We start from the raw sequence: 19,986 nt of genomic DNA, 5'->3' as shown, positions 1-19,986 counted from the left end.
GAATTCTCGCTACGGTCGTCAAACACGGTCTACCCTTTCAAAACTTCAAAACATTTACGTCAATTTACTTATGTCTCCTAACATTGACTTAGCAGGAATTACCTTACCTAAGGCTCTCAAATTAAAACTGGAATCTTTGGATAATATAGATTTAGTCTCGTCAAATTCAGAAGTTTATTTAGATTTAGATTTAGATCATGATTTGCAATTAAATTTAGACGAAATTTTTAATATTCATAGTAAAATCCCATACATGAATGTAGCCCTAGATAGAATTATTGTTGAAATATTTAGCCAACCTGAAATTAAAATATCCGCATCAAAATGTAAACTTTATAAAAATCATCATAAAATTGAAATTAGGTGTCGAGGATTCCTAAATAACAGAAAAATTGAATTGATTTTTGGACGAAAAACCACATTAAGATATCAATTAACTAGTGATTTTAGTTTCAGTAAACTCACAAATAAAATTCCTATTATCAACAATCTAAAATTAGCCAATTCAGAGTTAATTATCACTAACATTGCCCATTCTTTTGCACATTCAAAATCGGGTGATATTAATTTAAACAGAGGACTAAACTTTATCGGAGATATTGATTTAAGAAAGTTCCCTAAAAACTTTAGTAATTTTCTACATAAAAATTTAGGGATTACATACTTGGAATCTATGATTAGTTTCAATCCCACAGGACAAGTTAGCTTAACAGGTAATATTGCAAGTGATATGCAACTATTTTCCCGCCAACAATTTAAAGCTAATTTTAGTAACTTGCTCATGGAATTAAAAATTGATCCTGATTTAGAGCCAAACTTTGGATTAACTGGAAATTTAATTCTTCAAGGTTACGACCCTACCCAGGAAAAAGAACCTAAACTATTTCTTTCTGGTTCTCTCTCTCTCGAACCTGAATCTTTAACAGCATCTTTCTGTCAACAAAGTGAAAAATCCTGGCATAATCCCTATGGTTTGGCAGGAACTGAACTTCGCAATATCAGGTTTCAAGGAGGTGGAACATATTTACCTCCTTACTTTGATAATTTTGGCTTCATTGGTGATTTGAGATGGGAAAAAATAGATATTGAGGTAGCATTCCTCATAGATACTAATGATCCTGAGCGATTAGCTTTAGTTTTAACTCCCAATCAAGCCGTTAGTTTAATAGATTTGTGGCGCGGTCTAGTCAGTTCTTTTATTACCAAACAAGTAGGTTGTTCAATTGATTTAGTTAACAAAGCACTAGGTTTGTTAGAAAGTCTGGTAAATTTGACTATCGAATCAATTGATAGGGATAGAGACGGAAAAATTAACCCATTAATTAAGTATGTTCCCTTCCCGACGATGATTGCAGGCCAACCAATATCAGAAGGTTTAGAAATTAATGGCAAAGTCAATGCTTGGGGTCATGAAGCAATCTTATTCCTTGAAGGTGACAAAAGTTTAAATAATATTAGTGGTTCGTTAAAAGTTTTAGAAATAGATTTAGGATTTATCAAAATTAAGGGAACAGATGACGATAGCTTAGATTTAGCTTTAAACGTAACACCTAGTGAGCAGTATTTTCAGGGAGATGGCTATGTAGAGTTGTTTAATAATCAAATTGCAAATGTTGAATTTAAAATTACTTCTAGCAATGCTACCTTTAAAAACTTTGACTTGAGTTTAGCTAATTTATTGAGCATTGATGTTGATGACCTAACTATAGATATAAAATCTGGTTGTGGTAGTGGTTCAGGAAAGGTTTCAATTTTGGGTAATACTCTGCTAGGGATTACCTTTGATGTTAATCACAATAGTGTTAACCTGAAGAACCTTCAACTGAATTTAGCAAGTTTCTTAACTTTGACTATTCCTAATCTCACAGTTAATTTAAAGAATCAAAGCGCAACCGGAAAAACAAATATTATTGGTTTTAATCAATCTTTAGGTAAGGGTACGTTATCATTTAACCTTCAAGACGTTTTAATTAATGATGTAGCTCTTAATTTAGCCAATGTTCTCAAGCTAAATGTTCCTAAGTTTAAAGTAGATTTAATGAATAAAAAGATTTTTGGTTTAGGTGATATTACTCTCATGGGTAAACAATTCACATTACTAGGAATTAGTCTGAATGAGAGTGGATTTCAAGCCACAAGTAATTTTAACTTTGGCATTTTAGCTTTCAACGGTGCTACAGTTAATCTAGGCAAGGGAACTCATGGTAATATCAATAATTCTGCTAGTATTTCCGGGAATCTCAAGTTTTTAGGTTATACTTTTGCTAATATTACTGCTAGTGTAAATAGCAGTAAATTAACTGCATCAGGTAGTTTTAATTTTGCTGGTGTTCTCATCCTTAAAGGGATAAATAATCAAAGAAATGCCAAAATAATGCTGAAAAAATCTAAAAATGGATTTTATAATTCTGTTAGTATTATAGGTAGATTTTATCTGATGAACCGAGAGTTGACTTCAGTAAATGTGGATTTGAGAGACTTATTCAGCAAGCCCTAAGTATTCTTGCAAACAATGGCTCATAAAGCCCACCTTCCGCACCCTAACTGTCCTCAAATTAAATCTAGTTCTAATTTTGCCTGCGATTAACAAATTTGTTATTCGCACATAGGTCTTGACAGCTTTTTACACGAGAAAAGAATAAGTGCATTTGTCGAACTAACCAAGATTTTACCCGCCAAGCTGCCATGGAAAGGTTTTCTGTAGATGATTGTGAGGTTAATTCAGCACTGTGTTGATCATAGTGTAACCATTTGACTGGTAAGTGTCCCATCGGTGTCATCGGGGACAATTTGAAAGTTAGTTCTTCATATTCTAACCAGTTTCCCTCTTTTCGCCAACCAAGGCGATCGCCAAGTTTCTTTTCTGTTTCATAGTCTACTTGACCACCCATTTCGCTCCAAATAGTTTGTTGAATACTAAAGCCAAAATAACCATAACTATATTGTTCCCACAGTTGATCGATATTATGAATATCTTGACAAGGAAAATTATCAATATCTTGCTGATAAACTTCATTCCAATAATTCTTTTTCATGACTGTTAGCATTAATTTAGCGGTTTCAATATCAGCTTCTTGCCACCTGTGCTGCGCTAGAAGATCCCGTAATTGAGTATAATCAATATCTTGATTGCTGAAAAATTCTTTTGTCAAAGTAACATTATTATTCACCAATCCCATCAATCTTGTTTCTTTATCAGCAGATAGCGGAACGACAGTAGTAAAATTTATGTCTGCTATATTGAGCAAGTTTTCTTGGTCGGTGAATTGCTCAGATATATAGTTTGATATTAAATCAATACCTTGATCCAAAAAGACACTATTTTCGTTCAAATCAAAATTATGGATTTGCCAATCTAATAATTGAGATTGAATGAAAGCATCTTTTAATCTAGCTTTTCTTTCATAACTTGTTACCATAAAATTAAGAAAAGTATCAGAAATACCCTCCTTGACTTCAATGTGAGCTAAATTTGACTGATACTTTAAAACGTTATCTCCTAAATTTTTAATATCTCCGACAATTGCGTAAAAATATTCATCTATTTTGACGACTTCTTCTATTAATGATTGAAAGGGTCTAAAGTATGCTTGTAAAGAGGTTTCGAGATTGATGGCAGTATGGGCAATTTTGGCTATTTCTTGACGAATTTTCTGGGCTTTTCTTTGATATTCGTAAATTTCTTGATAGACTTCTAAGTCTTTAACTATTTTTTTGACTATTTCTTTTTGATTTTGTGTATCTTCGGCAATTCTTGTAATTCCTACGCTGATTAAACTGATTTTTTCCAACATTAAAAAGTAAGCATTACTCAAGAGTAACACTGCTTTAAAATTTTCTTTTTTCTCCCATCTTAGTTCATCTAGTATTGCCGGATTATGATGATTTTTAAGTTCTAAATTACTTCTTTCATCTTCTATTTTTTTTATTTCTAAATATTTTTGTTTGAATAATTTTTTCAAATCTTCCGTAAGGATTAATAAAAAATCATGATAACTATTCTTGTAATTTTCTAAAAAATCAATAATATGTGTATAGTCATTAATAAATAATTGGATTTCCTCAAGAATTTCTCCCTGGCTAATTTCTGATTTTCGCTTAATTAGTCCACCAAGATGATGATGATATCGCACACCCTCTTTAAATAAGGTTTGACGTTCTTGGATTTTTTTTTGAACTATTTTTACCCCGTTATTTTTCATTACGGGTACTTGATAGTTTTGGTTATAAATTGAAATACTTTTGTAAGTAATTAGTTGTTTCTGCTGTCTAGTTCGCATAAGCTTGATTATCAAAAGTATGAATATTTGTTAATCTTTTACCCATTTTAACACCTTTGAGTCTTTATTATAGCGGTAGGTAGAGCCATCCTGAGTAGTAATAGATTTACCTTTGCTGGCTTTACTTCTAACAGTACCAAGTGATGAATAGGTTGTTAATTTGTGCATTTCCTGATGAGAAAGCCCGACAATTTTATCTATATCTGTCGTGATTTGAGGATTTTCGGGAGAATTTATGGCTATTTCTGGTGGAGTTGAAGATTCATTGTTAGGTAAAATATCTATTGTGATTTGAGGATTTTCGGGAGAATTTATGGCTATTTCTGGTGGAGTTGAAGATTCATTGTTAGGTAAAATATCTGTCGTGATTTGAGGATTTTCGGGAGAATTTATGGCTATTTCTGGTGGAGTTGAAGATTCATTGTTAGGTAAAATATCTATTGTGACTTGAGGATTTTTGGGACCATTAGTGACTGTTTCTTTTACTTTCCGCTGCCGATAATCCTCCACAGTTACAAGTTGCCAACTAGAATCTTGTGAAAGTTCCAAAACCCAGTCATGATAATTAAACAAACTTTCTCGATGTCCTACACTAATAAAAGTTGTTTTCGTTGATTGTAATTGTTCATATAAATTTTCTTCATTATTCAAATCTAAAGCACTTGTGGCTTCATCTAAGATAGTGAAACTAGGACGAGTAACTAATAAGCGTGCAAAGGCAAGACGTTGTTGTTCTCCCAATGAGAGTATATTTTCCCAAGGAACTTCTGTATCAAAGCCATCTATACGACTAACTAAGTTTTGTAAATTAACTTGTTGTAAAATCTCTTTAAGTTCTGCATCGCTCATTTTGCGATTTGTATGCGGATAAAGTAACTGTTCGCGCAAAGTACCTAGAATTATATAAGGACGTTGGGGTAGGAATAAAACTTCTTCTAGGGGGGGTCTTACCAAACGACCAGTTCCCGCATTCCACAAACCAGCGATCGCCCTCAACAGGGAACTTTTACCTCGACCACTAGGCCCAACAATTAATAACCCCTCTCCAGGTTGAACACTCAAAGACAAATTTTCGACGATTACCTGTTCATAGTTGGGTGTTTGTAAAGTAACATTCTCAAAAGCTAAACGGTTTTCTTCTATTGTCTTAATTGTACTGACATTTTCTGGTAATTTGTTGACCGCTTCTAACGCATCTGACAATTCAACTAAACGTTCAACATAAATAGAAAATCTTCCTGAAGTTGCAAATTCTCTGATTAATTCGGCTATAGCATTGGCAAACAGATTACAAGCTAAACTAGCTTGAGCAATTTCCCCAAAATCAATTTCCCCTTTAATCTGTAAAGGTCCGAATACTATAAATGGAAATATTTGGATAATAGCCTGATATGCTCTGTTAAAAATATCCTGACTTCTTTCCCAATTAATCTTGCGTTTGGTATTTTGAATAATCTTATTAAATCTGCGCTGAATCATATTTAATTCTTGTTCTTCTCCTTGAAAGAAAGCTATTGATTCAGCATGATTACGAACATGAGTCAGACTATAAGTGTGGTCTGCCGTAAATTCGAGTCCCTCTTCTTGAATCTTATTTAATTGTTCAGCTAAATAAAGGGCAATTAAATTACCCGCTATAGTATAAACAAGCAGGGCAATTGCTACAAATTTAGAAAGGCTCCAGAGAATAATTAAAAAAGTTATCATTTCCAGGACTTTTTCTAAACAAGTCGCTGAAAAGCTGAGAGCATTTCTAGTCAAAGGTTCGATTTCTTGGGATATTTGTTGATCTGGATTACTAACATCAGATTGAAAGTTGATTTTATAGTAGGCACGATTACTTAAATATTTTGATAAAATTTGATGATTTAACCATTCATACCAATCAAGAGAAATTTGTTTTCTAACAAATCTAGAAAATCCTACTAAAAGTGTCACCAAAACCAGAGCAGCACCGTAAACCAATAATATATCAATAAATTTCTTTAAATCTTTTTCTTCAGTAATCACATCAAGCAAATAACGGCTAACAAAGCTATTAAAAGCAGTTACGCTTACAAGTGCGACAATTAATAATATGAGAAGAATCAGCATTCCCCATGTCCGCACTACATCTGAGAATGCTCTACCGTTGGCTTCTGTGGGATACCAATAAGGACCAATAACCGCTTTGACATTTTCCCAAAATCGGTTAGCAACTGGAGCAGAATTATTTGTGGCGGATTTATCAATAAAAGGTTTAGCTTGCATCTTAAAAAAATTATTTTAGTGTTTTGAGGTAGGGAACAGGGAACAGAAAAGACGGACTTGATACCCACTAAGTCTTGTATGGCTACAGCAAGCTATCAAAAATCAAATAGGAGTCCGATAGCATTCCATATTAATACTCAGGAGCAAAAAGCCAGACTAGCAATCCAGTATTGAGCTAATACTCTCCTGATTCTTTAAATATTCCGAATTCTGAGTCGTAAATTTTTACGATTGATTATTCAAAGATACCATCTTTCCATAGTTCTAAGACTTCGTTAGCTGTAAAGTAACATTCTTTTTCCATTGCCAGAGATTTGATGACGGAACGCATTTTTTCATACTGCTTTCTAGATTGAGGATTTTGCAGTTGTTTTTCAAATAGATATTGGAAATTACTGACTCCACTCCATTTGCCAAATACAACATCTATTTTGTTATGTGGAAATACTGCATAGCTCTTGGGATCACGAAACAAAGAATTAACATGAATACCTGATTCGTGGCGTTGTGCAGTTTGAGAGTAAGGAGATGCGGGACGAATCCCCAGTTGCTCAATATAATTAGTCACTGCGGCGATCGCATCATAGTTGATCCCCTCAACTTCAATGCCAAACCGGACTCGCAACCCATTTAACACCTGCTCAATGGCAACATTTCCGGCTCGTTCTCCAATCCCGCAAAACGTCCCCGATACTAAAGTCGCTCCCGCCATCAGAGACTGGAGAGTATTTTCCAGAGCCAACCCCATATCATTGTGGTAGTGTACCCCCAGTCCTACCCCAGTAGTGGATTGCAGCAAATCATGAATCCAGATATAACTCTTTTCTGGATTTAGCACCCCTACTGTATCACACAGTAAAAAGTTTTCAATATAAGGACTGCATGAGCGAATACATTCCACCAAAAAGTCAAAATCTGCTCTAGAAGCATCCTCCGCAGCAAAATTGACTCTGAGTCCGGCCACTTTTGTGGCATAGTGCAAATTTTCTACAATGACATTAATAGCATTCTGACGAATTCTATTGATGATTGCAGATGGGATATCATCATCAATTGTTTTTCCTTGGAATTCGCTCATGAGGCGAATTTCGGGATCTCGCAGAAACAGCAAACGATCAGAAACAGCATGAAACAAAATAATGCGCTTAACCCCGCAGTTCTTCGCATGATCAATATACTCTTTTCCCATCATCGTAGAAGCAGTGACAACACCATCCAATCCCTCTGATACTAATGTTTTAACTAGTTTAGCCTCCTGTTCATAAACATAGGGCATGATGCAAAGTTCATCAACTCCTGTTTGGGCAATCAGATGAGCCAGTTTGTGTTTGGTGGGATAAGAGAAAAAAATGCCTACTTGCTGTTCTCCATCCCGGAGGGTTTCGTCGGAAATTTTAATCGGAAGAGTTTGCATTGTTTTATACCAATTTAAAATTGAAAATCAAGAAAATTAGAATTAAGTCATCATTAACCGTAAGTTTGAAGTCAATATGTTTACATTGGGTTCATGAAGCATTTGACCGTGGGTTCCAGGTACAGATATCACCTTGACGTGATTTTGAGTGTATGCCTGCCATCCCCAGTCCGGTAAATCGTAATCAGTAAGCGTTTGGAGTTCTCGCACCAGTATTTCCGGCACGTCTTCAGCGCGGAATAAAACAATCGGGGCAGAAATGGGATGAGCAGGCTGATAATCTACGTAATTGAGCGTCTGTACTCTCATAATTTGCATATTAGTTTTAAGTAAATCAAGGCTGGCGTGTTCCGGTAGGACATTATGACGGTATAAATAATCTGCCGCCAAATCCCAACGGGCTTGGTCATCGCGTTGAGCCGCTAAATCAGCGTATTCTAAACCGAAAGAAACTCCTTTTAAAGCTTCGATTCGTTGGATTATTTGCCAAATCCAATCAATATCTGCTCTATTTTTGAAATGTTCCGGATTAGAAACCAATCCCGAATCCAAGATAGCTAGTAAACTCACCTTTTCACCTTGCTGCTCCAGTTGGGAAGCTATTTCAAAAGCGACACTACAACCGGAAGAGTACCCCAGCAATATATAAGGTCCTTGGGGTTGTTGTTGACGTAATTGGGCAATCAGTTGACTTGCGTGGTCAGCTACTGAGTGAGGAAGTATGCTCAGTCCGTCTCTTCCTGGTGCATCGAGTCCATAGACAGGATGTTCAGTGCCTAAATTGATTGCCAAATCTCGAAAATAGAAACCGTGTCCGTTGGAGCCAGATACGCAAAATAGGGGGGTGGCATCTCCTAGAGGCTGAATCGTTACTAAATCAGGATTTGACTCTTGAATCTCCCTATTACCTATGTGTTGTGCCAGTTGAGCAATAGTAGGATTCTGAAATAAACTTCTCAAGGCCAGTTGTTGTCCCAACTCTTGTTGCACAAGATTGAGTAATTTGACTGCCAATAAAGAATGGCCGCCCAAATCGAAAAAGTTATCATGAATGCCAATTTTTTGACGTTCAAGAAGAGCAGACCAAATTTGCGCTAATTGTGCTTCGACTTTGTGGCGCGGGGGTGTGTATGCAGCTTGAATGCTAATATTAGGAACAGGTAAAGCTTTACGGTCAATTTTGCCATTGGGAGTTAAAGGTAACTTGTTCAATACGACAATTTGAGCAGGAATCATGTAATCAGGTAAACTGGATTTGAGATATTTTTTCAAATCATTGCAAAAATCATCATCAATTCCCGTTACATAAGCAATTAAACTTTGGTTATTCTCAGTTTTATTTACAGTTACAACAGCTTCTTTAACTAATGGATATTGTAATAAAAGTGATTCAATTTCCCCTAATTCAATCCTAAAACCCCGTAATTTTACCTGCTCATCCATGCGTCCTAGATATTCTAAATTGCCATCATCTCTCCATCTTGCTAAATCCCCAGTTTTATAAATTCGCTCAACTTGACTGAATAATTCCACTTCAATAAATTTTTCGGCAGTAGTTTCAGGACGATTCAGATAACCTCTAGCTAAACCCACACCCGCAATGCACAATTCACCAGGAATACCAGGGGGTAATGGTTGATGATGTCTATCTAAAATGTAAGTGCGGAGATTAGATAACGGTTGACCAATTAGTGGTTTTTTCCCATCGGGTTGACAAACAGCTATACTGGTACAAACTGTAGATTCTGTTGGTCCATAACCATTAAAAAAACTTCTTCCTTTTGCCCAACGGTTAACTAATTCTTTGGAGCAAACTTCACCAGCAGTAATTAAAATTTGCAAATCAGGTAAGGTGGCTTGAGGTAACAAAGATAAAACTGAAGGTGGGATAGTAAGATGAGTAATTTTGTGTTCAGTTAAAAAGTCAATCAGTTCTTGACTAGGTAACAAGGTTTCTTTTTTTGTTAGATACAAACAAGCACCTGCGGAAAGAGTAGGAGCAATTTCCCAAATGGAAGCATCAAAACTGAAATTAGCAAACTGTAATACACGACTTTGGGATTGAATTTGCAAAATTTCATCAACTGCCAAAATTAAATTTACCAGTCCTCGATGTTCAATCATTACCCCTTTGGGTTTTCCCGTTGAACCAGAGGTATAAATAACATAAGCTAAATTATCGCAATTGAAGGTGTTCACTGAGCGAAGTCGAAGTGTTGATAATTGACAATTGACAATTGGTGATGGGTATTTGTCTAGTTCTGCATCTAAATAAATAACTTTAACAGGATTTTCTAAACTATCTAAAGGCAATTTATGTACTACAAAACTTTGAGTTAATAAAACCGATATCCGCGAATCTTCTAGCATGAACTTGATTCTTTCTGGGGGATAATTAGGATCAATCGGTACATAAGCACCACCAGCTTTAAGAATACCCAAAACACCAATGATCATTTCTAAAGAACGTTCAACACTAATACCAATTAATGTATCTGTTTGAATCTGGTAATTTTCAATTAAATAATCAGCTAATTGCTCGGCTTTTTCATTTAATTGTTGATAAGTTAGACTTTCCGATTCAAAAACTACAGCAATATTATGAGGATTTTTGGCAACTTGTTCTGCAAATAAATCAACAAAAGTTTTATCTTGAGGATAATCAGTTTGAGTTTGATTCCAGCGTTGTATTTGTAGCAGTTCCGTTGCTGTGATCAAAGGCAAAGTATTGATTGATTGGTGAGGATGATCAATAATTCCCTTCAGCAGCACTTCAAAGTGTTCTGCCATCCCTTTGATAGTACCCTCTTTAAATAGATCCGTAGCATATTCCCAAGAGCAATTTAACTGATGATCATCTTCCATCACCATCAGGGTTAAGTCAAACTTAGCGATCGCACCCTTGACTCCCAGCAATTCAGTATCTAACCCTGATAAATCCAAATCTGGACTAGCATTATTTTCCAGGGTAAACATGACCTGGAATAAAGGGTTATAGCTCATACTGCGTTCTGGTCGTAACTTTTCTACCAGCACATCAAAGGGAACGTCTTGATGAACATAAGCATCTAAACAAGTTTGGCGGGTTTGTTGTAAAAACTCAATAAAACTTAGCTCTAGTTTGATTTGCTGACGCATAACCAAAGTATTGACAAAAAAGCCAATTAACCCTTCAGTTTGGCTATGGGTGCGGTTAGCAATGGGAGAACCAATACATAAGTCTTCTTGCCGACTGTAACGAGATAGTAAAATGCTCAAAGTAGCCAACAAGGTCATATATAAACTTACGCCTTGCTGTTGGCTAAAAGCATTAACAGCAGCAGTTAATTCCGGTGTAAGAGCATAGATATAGCGATCGCCTCTGTAACTTTGCTGTGCTGGACGGGGATAATCTGTAGGTAATTCCAGTAATGGGGAAGCATCACCTAGTTGATGTTTCCAGTAATTAATCTGCTTTTCTAATACTTCTCCTTGTAACCAGTGGCGTTGCCAAGTTGCATAGTCACTGTATTGAATCGGTAAAGGAGCAAAATTCGGGGTCTTACCTTGAGAATAAGCAGTATAAGCCTGCCATAACTCCCGCAAAAATACTCCCATTGACCAGCCATCACTGATAATGTGGTGCATATTGATAGCCAAGACAGATTTTTGCTCCCTTCGGCTTCGCTCAGGATAAACCTCCAATTGCAGCAGTTTAGCTTTAAACAAAGGGCCAGTATTTAAGTCCAAGTGTTGTTGTGCATGAGCGTCAATTAAATCTTGGATATTTGGGCATTGGGTATCTAAATCAAGCTCTCCCTTGTTCCCACTCCCTAATTCCCGGCAATCTTGTACCGTTAAAACTGCGATTTCGTCTAAACTGCGAATGGCAACTTGTGGTTGTCCGGCAACTGTGGGAAAATACATCCTCAGACTCTCGTGCCGATTCAGCAGATCAGCCAAACTAGAATGTAGGGCATCAATATTCAGGTTGCCGTTCAGTTGTAAAGCGATCGGCATATTGTAAGTAGCTGATGACCCTTGGAGTTGTGCTAATAGCCAGAGACGTTGTTGAGCAAAGGACAGAAGCTTGGGAGAGTCAGCGCTTAAAGCCGGAATTTCCGCTGTAGAAACAGCTTGTGTTTTAGCAGCTTTCAAGAAAGCGAGAATATCTGCCTTCTGGTCTTGAATTTCCTGCTTGAGTTCAGCAGTGAGGGCGTTTTTGCTAGTACGAATCCGTAACTTATCATCTTCAGCCCAAATTCGGCAGCCCATGTTCTGCAAACGCAGCATTAAAGAAACTATTTGCTGATTTTGTGTCATGGTCATAGTTCAATTTCCTCTTCGTCTGAGTTTAAAGGTTGTATATCTGTGGTTGTCGAATTAACCCAAATGCAGCTATCTATATAATTTGCCAAGTCAATGATAGTAGGAGACTCAAATACTTGACGCAGTGGCAGTTCTACTTTGAAAGTGTCACGAATGCGGTAGCAAAGTTGGGTAGCTAATAAAGAATGTCCTCCCAAGTTGAAGAAGTTATCTTGTCGGGCTATGACCTCATATTTCAATAACTTCGCCCAAAGTTGAGCCAGCAATTTTTCGGTCTCCGTTACAGGCAACTCAATATCTGTGACTGCAACTTTTGGATCTGGTGCAGGTAAAGCTTTTCTGTCTACTTTACCATTATGTGTCAGTGGCAGTTTGTCCAAAACAACAAAATGACTGGGAATCATATAATCAGGCAGGGTTTTCTCTAAAAAGTCCCGCCATTCTGCTAATAAAGCTGGATCAATTTGATTGGTGCGATATTGCAACGGTTGATTAGCGTAATTTTGCCAAGGTTTCAGCCGCCAATTGCCTTTTGTCGCAAATCTTGGGATTTTGTCTTCTTCAAAGATATGCCGTTGAAAAACAACATCGTAATCAGAAAATCCTGTGGAGCTATATTGGATAAAAGCCTTATAGGGCAAATCTCGCGCTAAATTTCGGAATGCTTCCGGTTCTATCCCTGATTTGACTTGGGCAATTGCCGCTTTTAAATCTGTGACAGTACCATCTAATTGAGGAATTTGTGCTAACAACGCCATTTCTGGAGTTAGACGTGCATTAGGAATACTCTTAATCCCTAGTAAATCTGGTTGCTCGGTTGTTAAAATTCTCTCAATTGTTGCCAGATTTAACTGTTGTTCTTGCCAATCTAAGCATTGAGGTTGAGTTAGGGGAATATCTACTTGATCTAAATGTAAAACAACATCATAACGAAAACGACTCATTTCCGTATGACTGTAACCCCGTTTTAATTCAATTTGGACGTGACTAATCCGAGAAAATCTTTGCTTGAGAGCGATAAAGAAATCAGGGTCAATCAGCAATTCTTCTTCCGTGCGAATCCTGTTTTGAATTTTTTGGCGCAAGTCCTGAATTGATAAGTCATCAGGGGCGCGATAAAATTCTGTGGTGGTGTGGAAAGCTGATAATAAATGGAGATTTCGCACGTCCCCAATCAATATTTTTCCTTGATGGCTCACAGTTTTGATTGCCCCTGCAATTACTGACAACAAGTAATCTAAAGAAGGGAAATACTGAATTACAGAATTAATGATTACCAAGTCATAAACATTGGATTCAATGCCATCAAACTGGTTAGCAGCACTTTGTTTTAAAGTAACTTTATTTTGGAGAGATTGCTGTTTGAGATGTTGTTCAATATACTGCAATCCGCTCGATGCAAAATCTGTACCTAAATAATGTTGACAATGGGATGCAACTTTAAATAATAACATCCCTGTTCCGCAACCAATTTCCCAAACTCGTTTGGGTGCAAGTTCTAAAATTTGCTCAACTGTTGTATCACGCCATTCTTGCATGGCTGATCGCAAAATTGGCTCTCCTGTGTAGCTATCTTTCCAACCTGCAAGATTCAAAGTTGGATCATCGGTTGGTGTTGTTTGTTGAGTGTAGCTATCATTAAAAACTTGTTCCCACAATTCTACCTGTTCACTTTGGCTGGTATAGTCGCCTTCTGTTGTGGGGACAACATAAGTAACTAGACGTTGATAGCGAAGCTCTCCGTAGGAATCGTGTTCGCTGTCTTCCCGCACCAAAACAACCGCTTCCTGAATTTTGGGGTGTTTGAGTAAAGATGCTTCAATTTCACCTAATTCAATCCGGAAACCCCGCAATTTGACTTGATGATCGATCCGTCCTAAGTATTGTAAATTACCGTCAGGTAGCCATCGGGCTAAATCACCAGTTTTATAAATTCGCTCAGTTTTACCGAATAATTCCAATGTGATAAATTTTTCGGCAGTTAAATCGGGACGATGCAAATAGCCCTGTGCTAAACCTGCACCCCCAATGCACAGTTCCCCAGGAATACCGGGGGGCAGGGGTTGATTAGCATGATCTAAAATATAGATGCGAGTGTTGGCGATCGCTTTGCCAATGGTAGGTTCGTGCTGGGCATTTTTGGCAACTTTCGTAAATGTTGAATAAGTTGTGTCCTCAGAAGGTCCATAGAGATTATAAACTTCTTGTACAGATGTATTTTGATATAAAGCTTGTACCAAGTTATTTCTTAAGGGTTCACCCGCTAAATTAATAACCTGTACACTGGACGGAATTACATTCATATTCAGGAGTTCAGCCGCCGCACTCGGTACAGTATTAATCAAAGTTATCGGGATCGAACTCTGATGTGCTTGCTCAATGTAGAGCGCATTTTCCACCAAAATTACACTCCCCCCTTGAGTCAGGGGGACAAAAATTTCAAAAATGGAGAGATCAAAACAGATTGAAGTTGATGCTAAAACACCTGCAAGCTGTTCTGTACTAAAGACTGAATGCGCCCAGTTTACAAATGCTACCGCACTAGCATGGGCAATAGCAACGCCCTTAGGTTTGCCTGTAGAACCAGAAGTATAAATTACATAAGCTAAGTCATCAAAACGAATGAATTTTTGAGGATTCTCTGTTGGGCTATCGCTCCAGGTGGGTTGATCTAAAAATACTAATTGGCAGGTACTTTTGAGTTTTTCTAAGGGAAGTTGCTGTGGCAGAGATTTCGTTGTCAGTAATACCGCAGCATTACTATCTTCGAGCATTAAATGAATGCGTTCTTGGGGATAACTCGGATCAATTGGTAGGTATGTACCACCTGCTTTGAGGATCGCAAATATGCCGATCAGCATTTCCAGTGATCGCTCCATGCAAATCGCCATCAATGGGGGATCAGATAATTGTTGCTGACTTTTGAGTTGCAATAAATAATCTGCTAATTGATTTGCTTTTTGATTGAGTTCTTGATAACTCAAGCTTTGATCTACCGACACTACTGCAATTTGAGCGGGCGTTTTTGCAGCCTGATTTTCAAACAAACTCACCAAAGTATGGTTTTGAGGGTAATCTGTCTCAGTTTGATTCCAAACTTGCAGTTGTTGGATTTCTGCGGGGGTGATGATGGGTAGCTGATAAATCGGTTGTTGGGAATTTTGAACTATTGCTGTGAGCAAAACTTCAAAATGTGCCGCCATGCGCCTAATGGTTGAGGCCGCAAATAAATCTGTGGCATATTCCCACATACAGTGTAGTTGCTCGTCTCTTTCGCTCAAATCCAGCAGGATATCAAACTTGGCAAATGGGAAACTTTGTTCTAAGTATTGAATCTCCAGCCCTGGTAAATGAACCTTCGCCCCTGCTCCAACCGCATTTTGCAACACCATCATCACTTGGAACAAGGGATTGTGGCTGAGACTGCGTTCTGGTTGTAACTTTTCAACTAAATACTCAAAAGGAATGTCTTGATGAGCATAAGCATCTAAGCAAGTTTGGCGAGTTTGTTGCAGTAACTCACTAAAGCTTTGCTCTGACTTGATTTTGCTTCGCAATACTAAGGTATTGACAAAAAAGCCAATTAACCCTTCTGTATAGCTATGGGTGCGATTAGCGATCGCAGAACCAACACATAAATCCTCTTGGCGGCTGTAACGGGATAGTAAGATATTAAAAGCAGTCAACAGGGTCATAAATAAACTCACCCCTTGTTGTTGACTAATAGCTTTAAGTTTCTGAGTCAGTTCTTTGCTCAAAGAAAATTCTTCACGCTCACCTTGGTAACTTTGTTGCGCTGGACGGAGATAATCAGTGGGTAATTCCAGCAAGCGAGGCGCATCCCCTAGCTGTTGTTGCCAATAATTTTCTTGAGTTAATAAGGTTTCCCCTTGTAACCAACTGCGCTGCCAAGCTGCAAAATCACTATATTGAATCGCTAATGGTGACAAGTTCGGCACAGAACCCGCAGCATAAGCAGTATAAGCTTGTTCCCATTCCCGCTTAAATAATCCCATGGACCAGCCATCACTAATAATGTGGTGCATATTAATCAGCAGGACATTTTTCTGCTCACTCAGTTGCAGCAGTTTCGCTTTGAACAGCGGACCAGTATTTAAGTCAAAGGATTTTTGAGCGTGAAGATCAGATAAATGTTGCACAGTTTCCCCTTGAGTTTGGGCAGGGAGTGCTTGTAAGTCGGCAATTTCTAATACTTCTATATCTTCGACATTTTTAACTACTACTTGGGGTTCTCCCTCCAAAGTAGGGAAATAAGAGCGTAGACTGCTATGCCGTTCTAGCAGATAAGTTAAACTTTGCCGCATAGCTTCTAAATTTAGGTTGCCATCTAGTTGAAAGGCCACTGGCATATTATAGGTAGAAGAAGTTCCTTTCGCTTCCAGTTGAGCGATAAACCAAAGTCTTGATTGGGCAAAAGACGGAGTTTTTGGTTCATTTTCTGACTGGGGTGAAATGGGAGGTAAAGCAACACTCGCAGATGCTTTATCAATTTGCCTCGCTAACTCAGATAAAATGTTTTGCTCAAATATCTTACGAACAGGTACTTCTACCCCGAAAATATCACGAATTCGGGTAACTAATTGAGTAGCTAACAGGGAATGTCCACCTAATTCAAAGAAGTTATCAGAACGACCAACAGATTTAACTTTTAATAAACCTTGCCATAAACTAGCCAGTAGTTCTTCTGTGGGAGTGACTGGTGTTTCCAAGTTAGTAGAAATGCCTGTATTTGGTGCTGGCAATGCTCGGCGATCTAGTTTACCGTTAGCAGTCAGAGGCAACTGCTCCAATACCATAATCTGGCTAGGGAGCATATAATTTGGCAAACTATTTTTCAGATATTCCTTGACTTCACTTTCTAAATTGACGGATTTTTCTACTTCTGTAATATAAGCTATTAATCTGGGATTACTATCAATTTCATACAAAATGACAACAGCTTCTTGAACTAATGGATGTTGTAATAACAGTGATTCAATTTCTCCGAGTTCAATTCTAAAACCCCGTAATTTTACTTGCTCATCAATCCGACCCAAATATTCTAAATTACCCTTAGCATTCCATTTTGCTAAATCACCAGTTTTATAAATGCGCTCAGTTTTACCGAATAAATCAATTTCCATAAATTTTTCGGCTGTAATTTCAGGACGATTGAGATAACCTCTAGCTAAACCAACCCCAGAAATACATAATTCTCCTGGTATTCCTGGAGGTAATAGTTGATTGTTTGCATCTAAAATATAGATATTAGCATTAGGTATTGGTTTACCAATTGCTGGTTTTTCGCCATTGGGTTGACAAAGATAAATAGCTGCCGTCACAGTAGATTCTGTTGGACCGTAGCAATTATATAAATGTTGTTCTCTTCCCCATTGACTTACTAATTCAGCCGGACAAGCCTCTCCTCCAACAGTTAAACATTGTAAATCAGGGAAACTCGCCTTTGGTAAGACAGATAAAGCTGAAGGTGATAAAAAGCCGTGAGTAATTTTGTGTTCAGTTAAAAAGTTAACTAAGCTTTGACCAGGTAACAAAGTATCTTTATTGCCTAAATATAAACAAGCACCTGCTGATAAAGCAGTCGCAATTTCACCAATAGATAAATCAAAACTAAAAGACCCAAATTGCAGTAAGTGGCTGTAATTTTGAACTTGAAAAGTTGTAGTCCAGGCTAAAGCTAGATTGACAATTGCCCGATGTTCAATCATTACCCCCTTGGGTTGTCCTGTTGAACCGGAAGTATAAATAACATAGGCTAAATTATCAGGCTGGCTTTGAGAATGAGGATTATCTGTTGTTTCTTGAGCAAAATTTTCTGGATCTAAACAAATAACTTGAACAGAATTTTCTAAATTATCTAAAGGTAATTGCTCTAATAAAAAACTTTGTGTTAGTAATACCGATATCTCGGAGTCTGCTAACATAAACTGAATCCGTTCTTGGGGATAATTGGGATCAATTGGTACATAAGCACCACCAGACTTGAGGATACCAAGTACACCAATAATCATTTCTAAAGAACGTTCAACAGCAATACCAATTAATTTATCTGGTTGAATTTGGTGATTTTTTAGTAAATAATTAGCTAATTGATTGGCTTTTTTATTCAATTGTTGATAAGTTAGCTGCTGAGATTCAAAAACTACAGCAATATGATCAGGATTTTTAATAACTTGTTGTTCAAATAAGTCCACTAAAGTCTGATCGCGGGGGTATGATGTTTGAGTTTGGTTCCAATTTTGTAGTTGCTGAATTTCTGTTTCTGTCAGCAAGGATAGAGTATTAATTGGTTTATTTGGATGATCAATAATTTGCTTCAGTAGAACTTCAAAATGTCCCACCATTCGTTGGATTGTTTCAGATTCAAATAAATCAGTCGTATATTCCCATTCTCCTGTTAAACCTTGCGGTGTTTCTCGGAAAATTAACGACAAATCCAACAAAGTCGTTGTATTTTCCCATGTAAATGGGGTCAGGGTTAATCCATTGGTTGACAATATTTCTTGAGTTTCATTTTGAAAACCAAAAACAACTTGAAATAGGGGATGATGAGAAAGCGATCGCTCTAATCCCAGTTCATCAACCAGTTTTTCAAAGGGCAAATCCTGATGATCATAAGCATCCAGAGTTACTTGTTTGACTCGTTCCAGTAATTCTTTAAAAGTTGGATTCCCTTGTAGATTAGTTCGCAATGCTAGAGTATTGACAAAAAAGCCAATTAGTGACTCTGTTTCCTGGCGGTTACGATTAGCGATCGCTGAACCAACTACAATATCCTCTTGTCCAGTGTAGCGTGAAAGTAAGAGCGTAAATACTGTCAATAAAGTCATAAACAGAGTTGTTCCTGACTGTTGACTTAAATGCTTCAACTGCTGAGTTACATCCTGATCAAGTTGCAAAAACTCACTACTTCCCCGATAGGTTTGCGTGGACGGGCGGGGTCGGTCTGTCGGCAATTCTAACAGCGGCGGAACTGCGGCTAATTGTTTTTGCCAGTAATTGAGTTGATTTTGCAAAACATCGCCCTGTAGCCATTGTCTTTGCCAGTGGGCAAAATCCGCATATTGCAGCGATAATTCTGGCAGGGGAGAGGATTCTTGTCTACAAAAGGCAGTATAAAGGGTGAACAATTCCTGACGGAAGATTCCCATTGACCAACCATCACAAACAATGTGATGAATGACAAGCAACAATAAATGGGATTGGTCAGCTAGTTGCAACAACTTTACCCGCAGCAAAGGCGCATTTGATAAATCAAAGGACTGTTGTAATTCTGTTGTAGCTAAATGCTGGGCTTTGCTTAACTGATCTTCTGCTGTTAATTGTCGCCAGTCCAGCACTTGCATTTTCATTTGAGGATGAGGATGAATCACCTGTATAGGTGACTCATTGATCACACAAAAATTAGTACGTAATACTTCATGACGGTGGACAATTGCTGTTATAGCTTGTTCTAAAGCATTGATATTCAGCAATCCGCTAATTTGCCAGAAAAATGGGACATTATAGACGCAGTTTTCGCCTTCTAGTTGGTCAATAAACCACAGTCTTTGTTGAGCAAAAGAAAGAGGCAAAAATTGATCCCTTGATACTGGTGTAAGCTGTGGAGATTGTTGTTGTTTTTTTAGTTTTTGTAAGACTAATTCTCGCTTTTCTGGTGAAAGATTTTCCAGCCGTTTTAGTAAATCGCTCATATAAGTAAGTAGGGTTTGC

The 19,986-nt window shown here is 37.6% G+C and carries 6 protein-coding genes; 1 reads left to right on the top strand and 5 read right to left on the bottom strand.

Annotation, left to right across the window (positions count from 1 at the left end; translation table 11 throughout):
* Window positions 1-70 precede the first annotated feature (70 nt).
* On the top strand, window positions 71-2,497 hold the full coding sequence (locus tag PN450_RS02815; protein WP_271835366.1) for a hypothetical protein: 2,427 nt from the start codon (window positions 71-73) through the stop codon (window positions 2,495-2,497).
* Between the two features lie 70 nt (window positions 2,498-2,567).
* Here the strand turns inward: PN450_RS02815 and PN450_RS02810 are convergent, their stop codons facing one another.
* The 5 genes from PN450_RS02810 to PN450_RS02790 all read right to left on the bottom strand — a co-directional run bounded on the left by PN450_RS02810 (window position 2,568) and on the right by PN450_RS02790 (window position 19,967).
* The gene (locus PN450_RS02810; RefSeq protein WP_271835365.1) at window positions 2,568-4,280 is read right to left on the bottom strand and encodes a GUN4 domain-containing protein; all 1,713 of its coding nucleotides are present in this window, start codon (window positions 4,278-4,280) and stop codon (window positions 2,568-2,570) included.
* A 30-nt stretch (window positions 4,281-4,310) separates the two neighbouring features.
* Entirely contained in the window at window positions 4,311-6,530 is a 2,220-nt protein-coding gene (locus PN450_RS02805; RefSeq protein WP_271835364.1) for an ABC transporter ATP-binding protein/permease, read from the bottom strand.
* A 235-nt stretch (window positions 6,531-6,765) separates the two neighbouring features.
* Window positions 6,766-7,944 (bottom strand): 2-isopropylmalate synthase, encoded by a 1,179-nt coding sequence (locus PN450_RS02800; protein WP_271835363.1) that lies wholly within the window; start codon window positions 7,942-7,944, stop codon window positions 6,766-6,768.
* Between the two features lie 42 nt (window positions 7,945-7,986).
* Complete coding sequence (locus tag PN450_RS02795; protein WP_271835362.1) at window positions 7,987-12,252, bottom strand: non-ribosomal peptide synthetase; 4,266 nt, start codon at window positions 12,250-12,252, stop codon at window positions 7,987-7,989.
* Window positions 12,249-19,967, bottom strand: a complete 7,719-nt coding sequence (locus PN450_RS02790; protein ID WP_271835361.1) for a non-ribosomal peptide synthetase — start codon at window positions 19,965-19,967, stop codon at window positions 12,249-12,251. Before PN450_RS02790 ends, PN450_RS02795 begins: the two co-directional genes overlap by 4 nt.
* Between the last annotated feature and the right edge of the window lie 19 nt (window positions 19,968-19,986).

It is taken from the genome of Dolichospermum lemmermannii CS-548, from assembly GCF_028330815.1.
GTDB lineage: Bacteria > Cyanobacteriota > Cyanobacteriia > Cyanobacteriales > Nostocaceae > Dolichospermum > Dolichospermum lemmermannii.
The sequence above is the reverse complement of the archived record's forward strand: the minus strand, read 5'-3'. Positions and strand labels throughout refer to the sequence as shown.

What these genes read in the sequence shown, in the direction of transcription:
- PN450_RS02790 (WP_271835361.1), bottom strand. Translation starts at nt 19,967, where the DNA reads ATGAGCGATTTACTAAAACGGCTGGAAAATCTTTCACCAGAAAAGCGA.
- PN450_RS02795 (WP_271835362.1), bottom strand. Translation starts at nt 12,252, where the DNA reads ATGACCATGACACAAAATCAGCAAATAGTTTCTTTAATGCTGCGTTTG.
- PN450_RS02800 (WP_271835363.1), bottom strand. Translation starts at nt 7,944, where the DNA reads ATGCAAACTCTTCCGATTAAAATTTCCGACGAAACCCTCCGGGATGGA.
- PN450_RS02815 (WP_271835366.1), top strand. Translation starts at nt 71, where the DNA reads ATGTCTCCTAACATTGACTTAGCAGGAATTACCTTACCTAAGGCTCTC.
- PN450_RS02805 (WP_271835364.1), bottom strand. Translation starts at nt 6,530, where the DNA reads ATGCAAGCTAAACCTTTTATTGATAAATCCGCCACAAATAATTCTGCT.
- PN450_RS02810 (WP_271835365.1), bottom strand. Translation starts at nt 4,280, where the DNA reads ATGCGAACTAGACAGCAGAAACAACTAATTACTTACAAAAGTATTTCA.